Genomic DNA, 12,234 nt, shown 5'->3' with positions numbered 1-12,234 from the left:
CCAGAAGGCCACCGCTTCCAGCGTAAGAGGGCTGGATTTCACACTCGAGGGGAATGCGACGATGAATGTCACCAAGAAGACGCTTAGTGTTGCCGTAGTAGCTGCGCTCGCCACCGGCGCCAGCGCCGCCGCCATGGCCCGCGATACCATCCAGATCGCGGGTTCTTCGACCGTTTTGCCGTTTGCCAGTATCGTCGCCGAGGAGTTCGGCAACACCTATTCCCAGTTCAACACGCCGGTCGTCGGCTCCGGCGGCTCCAGCGGCGGCCTGCGCCAGTTCTGCCAGGGCGTGGGCGAGAACACCATCGACATCGCCAACGCCTCGCGCCCGATCCGTTCGAGCGAAGTGGAGAGCTGTGGCGAGAATGGCGTCAACGAGATCATCGAGGTGAAGTTCGGCTACGACGGTATCGTGTTCGCCTCGCGCCTGGACCAGAACGAGTTCGCGCTGACACCGGAGTTCGTCTTCAAGGCTGCCGCCGCCCAGGTGCCGCAGGATGGCCAACTGGTCGACAACCCCTACACCAACTGGTCGCAGATCGACGACAGCCTGCCGGATCAGGAAATCACGCTGGTCATCCCGGCCTCCAACCACGGTACCCGTGAAGTCTTCGAAGAGCGCGTGATCCACCCGGGCTGCGAAAGCGTGGGCGAGATCGAGGGCGACGCCTGCAACAACCTGCGCGGCGACGGCCGTATCGTCGAGATCGCCGGTGACTACACCGAGACCCTGGCGCGCCTGGATGCCCAGGACAACGCCGTGGGCGTGTTCGGCCTGAGCTTCTACGACCAGAACCGCGACCGCCTGCAGGTGGCGACCATGGATGGCGTGACGCCGAGCCTCGAGACCATCGGTTCCGGCGAGTACCCGGTATCGCGTCCGCTCTACTTCTACGTCAAGGGCGAGCACCTGGACGTGATCCCGGGCCTTGCCGAGTACACCGAGTACTTCCTCAACGACATGATCTCCGGCTTCGGCAGCCCCCTGGAAGACGCCGGCCTGATTCCGATGGACGAAGGCGAGCGTGCCGAAGTGCTCGAGAACTTCGAATCCCGCACCGTGGTCAGCGCCGAGTAATCCGGCCCTCGCCGAGCCTCAGCGCTCATCAAAGATCGCGCCGACATCAACGACCTTGATGTCGGCGTTTAAATATTGAGTCAAAAGGCGAAGACATAATGAGCAATCTTGCCTTGATAGCCATGCTCTTGATGCTGATGGCCTTGGCATATCACCTGGGCCTGACGCGCAGCCGCGCGGTGGCCTCCCATCGCGACGTGCGCCTGCACTCCCGCCCCGGCTACTACGGTACGCTGGTGGCGCTGTGGTGCGGCCTGCCGGCGTTCGCCCTGTTCCTGCTGTGGTCTCTCTTCGCCGCCCAGCTCGTCGATACCCTGGTCGTCCAGCAGCTGCCGGTGGATCTGGTGGCGTCGCTGAGCGATCGCGAGCTGCAGACTCTCATGCGGCGCATCGCGGCGCTGGCCGACGGGCGCGGCGTCGCCGGTGGCGGCAGTCCCGAGGAGCTCGCCGCTGCCGCCCACATGGCGCGGCTCGAGACCATCGGCCAATTGAGCCTCGCGGCAGTGACGGCGGTGGTGGCGGTGGTCGGGCTGGTCTTCGCCCGGCGGCGCATCTCGCCCCACTGGCAGGCGCGCAACCACGTCGAGCGCGTCATCACCATCGCCCTCGGGGCGAGTTCCGCCATCGCGATCTTCACCACCATCGGCATCGTGCTGTCGATGCTCGGCGAGGCGCTGCGCTTTTTCAGCTTCATCCATCCCGCCGACTTCTTCTTCGGCACAGTGTGGAACCCGCGCTTCAGCTCTGCCGGTGCCGGCGCCCAGGGCCAGTTCGGCCTGCTGCCGCTTCTGTGGGGCACCCTGATGGTCAGCGTCATCGCGCTGCTGGTGGCGATTCCGGTCGGTTTGATGACCGCGATCTACATGGCGGAGTACGCCTCGCCCTGGCTCAGAAGCGTCGCCAAGCCGATCATCGAGATCCTCGCGGGCATTCCCACCATCGTCTACGGATTCTTCGCGCTGACCGTGATCGGGCCTTTCCTGTCGATGCTCGGTGATCTGGTCGGCATCAACATCCGCACCACCAGCGCGATGACCGCGGGGATCGCCATGGGCATCATGATCATCCCGTTCGTCTCGTCGCTGTCCGACGACATCATCACCCAGGTGCCGAAGTCGCTGCGCGACGGGGCGCTGGGGCTGGGGGCCACCAAGTCGGAAACCATCCGCCAGGTGGTGTTGCCGGCGGCGCTTCCCGGTATCGTCGGGGCCTTTCTGCTGGCCGCTAGCCGGGCGATCGGCGAGACCATGATCGTGGTGCTCGCGGCGGGCAACAACCCGGTGCTGCACGCCAATCCCTTCGAAGCGGTGTCGACCATCACCGTGACCATCGTCAACCAGCTGACCGGCGACATGGACTTCGCCAGCCCGCAGTCGCTGGTGGCCTTCGCCCTGGGCCTGACGCTGTTCGTGATCACGCTGGGGCTGAACGTCATCGCCCTGGTGGTGGTGCGCAAATATCGCCAGCAATACGAGTAAGTGACCATGACCCTATCGATTGAGCAGCGCCGCGAGCACCGCCTGACCACGATTGAGAAGTCGCTGGCGAGACGACACCGCAAGGAGAATGGTTTTCGCCGCCTGGGGCTTGCCGCCGTGCTGGCCGGGCTTACGCTGGTGACGATCCTGTTCGCCAGCATCCTTACCAAGGGCATTCCCGCCTTCTGGCAGGCCACGCTTTATACCGAGATCCATTTCGACCCCGAAGTGATCGACCTGCCGCCGGCGCCCGTGCGTGAAGCCGGCGAGACCCCGTACGCCTTCAACGAGCGCCATACCCAGTGGATGACCCAGGTGGGATTGGTGAACTGGCAGTCGCTGATCGACGCCTCTCTCGAGCGTGCGCTGGGCGAGGAGGTCGAGCCGCGCCAGCTGCGTGATCTGCGCGCGCTGGTCGCCTCCGGCGAGCGCTATGCGCTGCGCGACCGCTTCATCGCCGATCCTTCGCTCCTGGGGGACACGGTGACGATCAAGATGCTCGCCGGCGCCGATGTCGACGTCTGGGTGAAGGGCAACATCGACCGCGACCTGCCCGATGCCCGCCAGCAGCTAAGCCCCCAGTCGCGCGCCTGGATCGACGTGCTGCAGGACGAGGACGTGCTGCGCCAGTCCTTCAGCACCGCGCTGTTCGTCAATACCGACTCGCGAAGCTCGCTGGCCTCGGCGGGGCTCGCCGGCGCCTTCATGGGGTCGTTGTTCATGATGCTGGTGGTGATCGCACTGTCGGTGCCGATCGGCGTGTCCAGCGCCATCTACCTCGAGGAGTTCGCGCCGAAGAATCGCCTGACCGACCTGATCGAGATCAACATCAACAACCTGGCGGCAGTACCGTCGATCGTGTTCGGCCTGCTCGGCGCGTCGATCTTCATCGGCTACCTGGGCCTGCCGATCTCGGCGCCGCTGGTGGGCGGGCTGGTGTTGACCCTGATGACGCTGCCGACGATCATCATCGCCACCCGCGCTTCCTTGCGCTCGATTCCGCCGTCGATTCGCCAGGCCGCCCTCGGTATCGGCGCCTCGCGGGTGCAGACAGTGTTTCATCACGTGCTGCCGCTGGCGCTGCCGGGCATTCTCACCGGCTCGATCCTGGGCGTGGCCCAGGCGCTGGGCGAGACCGCGCCGCTTTTGTTGATCGGCATGAACGCGTTCGTGGCCAACGTGCCGGGCACGCCGCTCGAGCAGTCCACGGCGCTGCCAGTGCAGATCTACCTGTGGCAGGGCAACGAGCTTCGCAACTTCTTCGAGGCGCGCACCTCGGCAGCGATCATCGTGCTGCTGGGGCTCATGCTGAGCCTTAACGCGCTGGCCATCTGGCTGCGCAAAAAATTCGAGACGAGGTGGTAAGTGGATACTTCTACACACTCCCCAAGCCAAGCCCCTTCGGCGGCCACGCCCAGCGTGAGCCTCGGCAACGGCGAAAGCCGCATCAGCCGGGCCAAGGACAAGGTCAAGCTCAAGGCCGAAAGCGTCGACGTCTTCTACGGCGACACCCAGGCGATCAAGAGCATCGACCTGGATATCTTCGAGAACGAGGTACTGGCCTTCATCGGCCCCTCGGGCTGCGGCAAGTCGACGTTCTTGCGCTGCTTGAACCGCATGAACGATACCATCGACATCTGCCGGGTCGAGGGCAGGATCACCCTGGATGGCAAGGACATCTACGCGCCGGAGCGGGACGTGGTGCTGCTGCGCGCCCAGGTGGGCATCGTGTTCCAGAAGCCCAACCCGTTCCCCAAGTCGATCTACGAGAACATTGCCTACGGGCCGCGCCTGCATGGCCTTGCCAAGCGCAAGGCGGAGCTCGATGACATCGTCGAGAGCAGCCTGCGCCGCGCGGGGCTGTGGGAGGAGGTCAAGGATCGCCTCGACAAGCCCGGCACCGGGCTTTCCGGCGGCCAGCAGCAGCGCCTGTGCATCGCGCGCACCGTGGCGGTGAGCCCGGACGTGATCCTGATGGACGAACCCTGCTCGGCGCTCGACCCCATCGCCACGGCCAAGGTGGAGCAGCTGATCGACGAGCTCAGCGAGAGCTATACCATCGTGATGGTGACCCACAACATGCAGCAGGCCGCGCGCGTGGCCGATCGCACCGCGTTCTTCCACATGGGGGATCTGGTCGAGGTCGACTCCACCGACAACATCTTCACCAACCCGCAGGACCAGCGCACCCACGACTACATCACCGGCCGCTTCGGCTAGTCGACCAGCTCGACCGCCACCGCCGTGGCCTCGCCGCCGCCGATGCACAGGCTCGCCACGCCTCGCTTGCCGCCGGTGGCTCTCAAGGCGTGGATGAGCGTTGCGATGATACGCGAGCCCGTCGAGCCCACCGGGTGGCCCTGGGCGCAGGCGCCGCCGAAGACGTTGACCCTGGTGTGATCGAGGCCCAGGTCGTCGATGGCCATCAACGTGACCACGGCGAAGGCTTCGTTGATCTCGAAAAGATCCACGTCCTCGACGTTCCAGCCAACCTTTTCCAGCAGCGCCTGGATGGCGCCCACTGGGGCGATGGTGAATTCACTCGGGTGGCGCGAGTGGGTGGCGTGGCCGAGCATGCGCGCGAGCGGCGCCGCGCCCAGGCGTTCGGCGGCGTTGCGGCTGGCGATGATCAGCGCCGAGGCGCCGTCGGAAATGGAGCTGGCGTTCGCCGCGGTGATGGTGCCGTCCTTGGCGAAGGCCGGGCGCAGGGTGCGGATCTTGTCGAGCCTTGCCTGGAAGGGCTGCTCATCCTGGTCGATGACGCTTTCGCCTTGGCGGGTCGTCACCGTGACCGGCGCCATCTCGGCGTCGAGCGAGCCGTTCTCACTCGCTTTCATCGCCCGCTCGAGGGAGGCGATGGCGAAGTCGTCGAGGCGCTCACGAGTGTAGCCGCGTTCGGTGGCGATCTCCTGGGCGAACACGCCCATCAGCTTGCCGGTTTCCGCATCCTCCAGGCCATCGTAAAACATGTGGTCCTTGAGCTCGCCGTGGCCCAGGCGGTAGCCGCCGCGCGCCTTGGTCAGAATGTGCGGGGCGTTGGACATCGACTCCATGCCGCCGGCGAGCATGACCTCGTTGGTGCCGACCTTGATCAGATCATGACATAGCATGGCCGCCTTCATGCCGGACCCGCAGAGCTTGTTGATGGTGGTGGCGCCGATGGCATCGGGAATGCCCGCCTGACGCATGGCCTGGCGGGCGGGGCCCTGCTTGATGCCGCCGGGCAGTACGCAGCCCAGTATGCCTTCCTCGATGGCCTCCGGGGCGATGCCGGCGCGCTCGATGGCGGCGCGAATGGCCACGGCGGCCAGCTGCGGGGCGCTCAGGCTCGAAAGACTCCCCATCATCGCGCCCATGGGGGTGCGGGTGGCGGAGAGAAAGACAACATCGGTGGCGTGGCTCATGAAAAACTCCTGTCGCTTTATTGTGCTTGTGACTTCGGGCGTGCAGCATCGATTGGGCAGGGCCTGGTCGATGCGCGTGACGAGTGCCTCGTTGACCCGTCGGGCGGGGGTGTGGTCTGCTCGACGCTGATCAGGCAAGCGCTACTGGGACTACCATGAATGTAATGAATGGCTCTGCGCGTCGCAAGGAACTGACGCGGCTGGCGGCGTCGCTCTTCGTCCAGCAGGGGTACGATCGCACCACGGTACGCATGCTGGCCAAGGAGATGGGCATCAAGCCGGGAAGCCTGTTTCATCACTTCAAGGACAAGCAGGAGATCCTCGCCGCAGTGATCGAGGAGGGCACCCAGAATGCACTGACGGTGGCCCGTGCCGCGCTTGACCGTTGCGAGGCCACGCCACAGGCACGACTGACGGCCATGGCCCGCGCGCACCTTGAAACCCTGTTCGCCGATCGCAACGCCCACGTGGTGGCGCTTTTCGAGTGGCGGCGGCTCGACAGCGCGGCCAGCACCCACCTGCGTCACCTGCGCGACGCCTACGAAACGCTGTGGATCCAGGTGGTCGACGATGCCCTGGCGGCGGGGCTTCTGCGCGGCGATCGCTTTCTGGTCGTGCGCTTCGTGCTCGGCGCGCTCAACTGGACGGTTCGCTGGTACGACCCGCAAGGCGCTCGCACCACGGACGAACTCGCCGACGAGCTGGTCGCGATGATCAGGCGGGGCTGAGGCGGCGCGTCGGTACCCGACCATCGTCTAAGTCGTTTACTGCGCTGCCCGCTTGCGCCGGATGGTCAATCTCTTTAGCGTTGGTGACATGGCGGGTTTCCGTTGACGTAAACGGACATGCGCCTCGTCTTGCGTCTACCAACAATAAAAGAGAGTCGCCATGACCGTTTCCCTCTCCTATGCCGAGTATCTCGACGGCTTCTCGGCGGATGCCTTGATCGCCGCTCTCGATGACCACCAGGATGGCAAGCTCAATGCCTTCGATGCCTGCTGCGCGCGCCATGTGCGCGAGGGCCGCGGTGATGCGTGTGCGTTGATTCACGAGGATACCCAGGGCGAGGTGCATGCTTTCACTTACGCCGAGCTCGATGCCATGAGCGCAAGCCTTGCCGGCTGGATGATCGCCCAGGGGCTGGGGGAGGGCGATCGCATCGCCTGCATGTTGCCGCGCTCGAGCGCGCTGCTGGTCGCGGTGCTGGCCACCTGGCGCATCGGGGCGGTGTACCAGCCGCTGTTCACCGCCTTCGGGCCGGATGCCGTGGCGTACCGCCTGGCGCGTGCCGATACCCGACTGGTGATCACCGACGCTGCCAATCGCCACAAGTTCGACGGTCTAGAGCCGTGCCCGCCGGTGCTGGCCATCGGCGAGGCAAGCGCCCGGCGCGGGACGGATCTCGACTGGCAGGCCGCGCTCGATCACTCGGCCCTCGATCAGACCCCGCCCAGGCTCTCGCCGGAGGCACCGTTTCTGCAGATGTTCACCTCCGGTACCGTGGGCAAGCCCAAGGGGGTGGCGGTACCGCTCAAGGCGATGATGGCCTTTGCGCTCTACATGGAGCTTGCCGTCGATCTCAAGCGCGAAGACCGTTTCTGGAACATGGCGGACCCGGGCTGGGCCTACGGGCTCTACTACGCCATCGTCGGACCCTTGCTGCTCGGTGCCACCACGCATTTCTGCGAGGCAGGCTTCAGTGCCGAGGGGGCGCTTGCCTTCATGCGACGTCACGGCATCACCACCTTCGCCGCCGCGCCGACGGCGTATCGACTGATGAAGGCCTCCGCCCTGTTCGACGATGCTCATCGAACGCTCGCGCTTCGCGCGGCGAGCTCGGCGGGCGAGCCGCTCAATACCGAGGTGGTCAGCTGGGTGGAGGCGTCCCTGGGCTGCCCGGTGATGGACCACTACGGCCAGACCGAAACCGGCATGACCTGCAACAACCATCATCGCCTCGAGCATCCCAAGCACGTCGGCGGCATGGGCGTGCCGCTGCCCGGTTACCGGTTGGCGATCCTCGATGCCGAGTACAACGAGCTGCCGCCGGGCCAGCCCGGCGTGCTGGCGGTGGACATCGACCGTTCGCCGGTCCATTTCTTCCAGGGCTACACCTGGCAGGAGAAGGATCCGTTCGTGAAGGGCTACTACCTGACCGGCGACGTGGTGGTACAAAACGAGGATGGCACTTTCCAGTTCGCCGGCCGCGACGACGACATCATCACCACCGCGGGCTACCGGGTGGGGCCCACGGACGTCGAGAACAGCGTGATGACCCATCCGGCGGTGGCGGAGTCGGCGGCGGTGGGCAAGCTCGACGAGATTCGCGGCGAGATCATCAAGTCCTTCGTCGTGCTGCGGGCAGGATTCGAACCCAGCGAGGCGCTGGCCGACGAGATCCGCACGCGGGTGCGCGAGCGCCTCTCGACCCATGCCTTCCCTCGGGAGGTCGAGTTCGTCGACGAGTTGCCGAAGACCCCCAGCGGCAATATTCAGCGCTTCAAGCTGCGCGCTCAAGCGAACGCGCCAACGACTTCCTGATACATGGCCTATAAAGGATTCAAGGGTGGATATACACAATCGATGCTTTCTGATCACCGGCGCCGCTTCGGGCCTGGGCGCCGCGACTGCTGGGCGTTTGATCGACCTGGGCGGCAAGGTAGTGCTGTGTGACCTGAGCGACGGCGTCTTCGATCAAGCCGAGGCGCTTGGCGAGCGCGCCCGGGCCGTGAAGGGCGATGTGACCTCGGGCGAACAGATGGCCCAGGCGGTCGAGGCCGCCGTCACGCTGGGTGGCGAGCACGGGCTTGCCGGCGTGGTCCACTGCGCGGGCGTGGTGAGCGTGGCCAAGCTGGTCGACCGCGAAGGACACCCGGCAGATCTAGATGCCTACGCTCGAACGATCCAGATCAACCTGGTGGGGACCTTCAACGTGATGCGTCTGGCCGCTGCCGCCATGGCCAAAAACGCGCCGTGTTCCAGCGGCGAGCGCGGGGTGATCGTCAATACCGCGTCGATCGCCGCCTTCGATGGCCAAGTGGGGCAGTGCGCGTACAGCGCCTCCAAGGCGGGCGTGGTAGGCATGAGCCTGCCCGCCGCCCGGGAGCTTTCGCGCCATGCCATCCGCGTCATGGCCATCGCCCCGGGGGTGTTCGAGACGCCGATGATGAGCGAGATCCCGCGCGATGCCCATGATGCGCTGGTCGCCGGGGTGCCTTTTCCTAAGCGGCTGGGGCGCGCCGAGGAGTTTGCGCTTCTCGCCGAGCAGATCATCACCAACCCGATGCTCAATGGCGAGGTGATCCGCCTGGATGGTGGCATTCGCATGCAGTAAGGGCGTCATCCTTCAAGACTCGTCGCTTTTCGCGGCGAGTTTTTTATGCGCGGGCGAACGGGATCGCGGCGTATTCGACTAAAGAGAGCAATTGAATGGCGGCGTACCTTGGGTCATTGGCTTGACGCAAAGACCGGTGCGCGCTAATTTCAAACGATTGTTTGAAAGCGGGTCGATGCGTTGACCGTGACTCTCAACACCCTTTTGGAGAATACCCATGCCCCGTTATCAAGCCCCGCTACGTGACCTGCGTTTCGTCATGGACGAACTTCTCGACTACCCCGCTCACTACGCTGTGCTCGGCAAGGGTGAGGACGCCTCGCCCGACGTGGTGAGCGCGATTCTCGAGGAGGGCGGGCGCTTTGCGCGCGAAGTGCTTCTGCCCCTCAACCAGAGCGGCGACGAGCAGGGCTGCAGGCGACTCGACAACGGCGATGTGAAAGCGCCGGACGGCTTTCGTGAGGCTTACCGTCAGTACGTCAAGGGCGGCTGGCCGGGTCTGGCCGCCGACCCCGAGCACGGTGGGCAGGGATTGCCGGCGTCTCTGGCCATGGCGCTGTCGGAGATGATCTGTGCCAGCAACCTGGCCTGGGGCATGTATCCGGGGCTCTCCCATGGCGCCGCCGATGCGTTGCGCCACCACGGCAGCGACGCGCAGCAGGCCACCTATCTCACCAAGCTGGTGGAAGGTACCTGGACCGGCACCATGTGCCTGACCGAACCGCACTGCGGCACGGATCTGGGCCTGATCAAGACGCGCGCCGTGCCCGTCGAGGGCGATGCCTACCGGATCACCGGCACCAAGATATTCATCTCCGCCGGCGAGCACGACCTTGCCGAGAACATCGTTCACCTGGTGCTGGCGAAGCTACCGGATGCGCCGGAAGGCTCGAAGGGCATCTCGCTGTTCGTGGTGCCGAAGTTCCTGCCGGATGGCGCCGGCAATCCCGGCGAACGCAACGGCGTGGTCTGCGGCTCGCTCGAACACAAGATGGGCATTCACGGCAACGCCACCTGTGTGATGAACTTCGACGATGCTATCGGTTATCTGGTCGGCCCGCCCCACAAGGGGTTGGCATGCATGTTCACCATGATGAACGCGGCGCGCCTGGGGGTAGGCATCCAGGGGCTCGGGCTGGTCGAGGCGAGCTTCCAGAACTCGCTCGCCTACGCCCGCGACCGACTGCAGATGCGCGCGCTCTCCGGCAAGAAAGCCCCGGAGAAACCCGCCGACCCGATCATTCACCATCCGGACGTGCGCCGCATGCTACTCACCCAGAAAGCCTTTGCCGAAGGCGGGCGGATGCTGGTGCTCTACGCGGCGCAGCTGCTGGACCGGGTGGAGCACGGCGCCGAGGGGGAGGAGCGCGAGCGCGCCGATGCTCTGCTCGGACTTCTGACCCCGATCGTCAAGGCGTTTTTGACCGAGGTCGGCTTCGAGAGCACCAACGAAGGCGTGCAGATCTTCGGGGGGCACGGCTACATCAAGGAGTGGGGCATGGAGCAGCTGGTGCGCGACGCGCGCATCACCCGGCTTTATGAAGGCACCACCGGTATCCAGGCGCTCGACCTGCTAGGGCGCAAGGTGCTGATGAGCCAGGGCGAGTCGCTAAAGGTCTTCACCAAGGAAATCCACAAGTTCTGCAAGACCGAGGCCGATCATCCGGTGCTCGGGGAGTTCATCGAACCATTGGCCAAACTCAACGCCGAGTGGGGCGAGCTCACCATGGGCATCGGCATGAAAGCGATACAGGATCGCGAAGAGGTGGGGGCGGCAAGCGTCGATTATCTGATGTATTCAGGCTACGTGGCACTGGCCTACCTGTTCGCTCGGGCGGTGAAGAGTGCAAGCGCAGGGCTCGAGGGTGACGATCAGGCTTTCTATAAAGCCAAGATCGATACCGCGCGTTTCTACTACCAGCGCATTCTGCCGCGCACGCGAGCGCATGCCCGGATGATCCAGGCGGGCGCTGCACCGCTCATGGCGATCTCGAGTGATGACTTCGGGCTCGGCTTCGAGATCTGATTAAAGCCCTGCACTGTTTGATCGTTTTGGCGCCGAAAGGGCATGGACCTTTCGGCGCTTTTGTAGCACCCAAACACCCCATGAGAAAGGCGTCGGCCGTTCGGCGAAGTTTTTCCAAAAACCCCTTGCACTCCCGGCAGCGAATCCGTAAAGTACGCATCCGCTGCCGGGGACGCCCAGCGTCGCCAGCGGTGAAGAAGGTGAAAACCTTCGGTTTGCCAGGAAGTTAGCGAGAAGTTCCAGGCTAACTTCCACCGCGAAAATCAGCGGTTGACAAACACCGGGGAATGCGTAGAATACGCCTTCCTCGCTGAGGCAAGCGGCTCCGGTCATCGAGTCAATGTCGAGCTTCAGCGAATCGCTCTTTAAAAATATGATCAGGTAATTCATGTGGGCGTTTGCCGATGAGGGTGACAAGTCACCAAATATCAAGGCAAGCGAACACGATACTCTTTGGAGTATCACAGTGACTTCGTTTGAACCTTGAGCCAAGTTTGATCCGCTTTTGTTGTCTTCGGATGACATGTAAGGATCACATCGATCTTAAACTGAAGAGTTTGATCATGGCTCAGATTGAACGCTGGCGGCAGGCTTAACACATGCAAGTCGAGCGGTAACAGGTCTAGCTTGCTAGACGCTGACGAGCGGCGGACGGGTGAGTAATGCATAGGAATCTGCCCGGTAGTGGGGGATAACCTGGGGAAACCCAGGCTAATACCGCATACGTCCTACGGGAGAAAGGGGGCTCCGGCTCCCGCTATCGGATGAGCCTATGTCGGATTAGCTAGTTGGTGGGGTAATGGCCCACCAAGGCGACGATCCGTAGCTGGTCTGAGAGGATGATCAGCCACATCGGGACTGAGACACGGCCCGAACTCCTACGGGAGGCAGCAGTGGGGAATATTGGACAATGG

Annotated in this window: 10 protein-coding genes and 1 rRNA gene; 9 read left to right on the top strand and 2 right to left on the bottom strand. The window is 64.2% G+C overall.

The window, feature by feature from the left end:
* Nucleotides 1-61: 61 nt before the first annotated feature.
* From GEV37_RS05350 to pstB, 4 genes are all read left to right on the top strand, one after another.
* Nucleotides 62-1,078: a substrate-binding domain-containing protein gene (locus tag GEV37_RS05350; RefSeq protein ID WP_227389222.1), complete on the top strand. Its 1,017-nt coding sequence runs from the start codon at nt 62-64 to the stop codon at nt 1,076-1,078.
* 98 nt (nt 1,079-1,176) lie between these two features.
* Nucleotides 1,177-2,556, top strand: coding sequence for a phosphate ABC transporter permease subunit PstC (gene pstC / locus GEV37_RS05345; protein WP_227389221.1), 1,380 nt, complete (start codon nt 1,177-1,179; stop codon nt 2,554-2,556).
* Between the two features lie 6 nt (nt 2,557-2,562).
* The gene (pstA, locus tag GEV37_RS05340; RefSeq protein ID WP_227389220.1) at nt 2,563-3,921 is read left to right on the top strand and encodes a phosphate ABC transporter permease PstA; all 1,359 of its coding nucleotides are present in this window, start codon (nt 2,563-2,565) and stop codon (nt 3,919-3,921) included.
* A 54-nt stretch (nt 3,922-3,975) separates the two neighbouring features.
* The gene (pstB, locus tag GEV37_RS05335) at nt 3,976-4,776 is read left to right on the top strand and encodes a phosphate ABC transporter ATP-binding protein PstB (protein WP_386111994.1); all 801 of its coding nucleotides are present in this window, start codon (nt 3,976-3,978) and stop codon (nt 4,774-4,776) included.
* Here the strand turns inward: pstB and GEV37_RS05330 are convergent.
* Nucleotides 4,773-5,960, bottom strand: coding sequence for an acetyl-CoA C-acyltransferase (locus GEV37_RS05330; protein WP_227389219.1), 1,188 nt, complete (start codon nt 5,958-5,960; stop codon nt 4,773-4,775). The genes pstB and GEV37_RS05330 overlap by 4 nt on opposite strands.
* A gap of 164 nt (nt 5,961-6,124) precedes the next feature.
* Here GEV37_RS05330 and GEV37_RS05325 point away from each other — a divergent pair, with 164 nt between their 5' ends.
* The 4 genes from GEV37_RS05325 (at nt 6,125) to GEV37_RS05310 (ending at nt 11,320) form a co-directional block, all read left to right on the top strand.
* Nucleotides 6,125-6,688 (top strand): TetR/AcrR family transcriptional regulator, encoded by a 564-nt coding sequence (locus GEV37_RS05325; protein WP_227389749.1) that lies wholly within the window; start codon nt 6,125-6,127, stop codon nt 6,686-6,688.
* Between the two features lie 160 nt (nt 6,689-6,848).
* On the top strand, nt 6,849-8,501 hold the full coding sequence (locus GEV37_RS05320) for an AMP-binding protein (RefSeq protein WP_227389218.1): 1,653 nt from the start codon (nt 6,849-6,851) through the stop codon (nt 8,499-8,501).
* Between the two features lie 25 nt (nt 8,502-8,526).
* Nucleotides 8,527-9,294, top strand: coding sequence for an SDR family NAD(P)-dependent oxidoreductase (locus GEV37_RS05315; RefSeq protein ID WP_227389217.1), 768 nt, complete (start codon nt 8,527-8,529; stop codon nt 9,292-9,294).
* Between the two features lie 217 nt (nt 9,295-9,511).
* Complete coding sequence (locus GEV37_RS05310) at nt 9,512-11,320, top strand: acyl-CoA dehydrogenase C-terminal domain-containing protein (protein ID WP_227389216.1); 1,809 nt, start codon at nt 9,512-9,514, stop codon at nt 11,318-11,320.
* Here GEV37_RS05310 and GEV37_RS05305 read toward each other — a convergent pair whose 3' ends face one another.
* A complete protein-coding gene (locus tag GEV37_RS05305) occupies nt 11,321-11,710 on the bottom strand; it encodes a hypothetical protein (RefSeq protein WP_227389215.1) in 390 nt (129 codons plus the stop codon). It abuts the gene before it with no gap.
* A 155-nt stretch (nt 11,711-11,865) separates the two neighbouring features.
* Between GEV37_RS05305 and GEV37_RS05300 the strand changes: the two genes are divergently transcribed.
* A 16S ribosomal RNA gene (locus GEV37_RS05300) occupies nt 11,866-12,234 on the top strand; the annotation flags it as partial.

Source organism: Vreelandella malpeensis, assembly GCF_020622355.1.
Classification (GTDB): Bacteria; Pseudomonadota; Gammaproteobacteria; order Pseudomonadales; family Halomonadaceae; genus Vreelandella; species Vreelandella malpeensis.
This window is presented reverse-complemented; position numbering and strand designations above follow the sequence as displayed.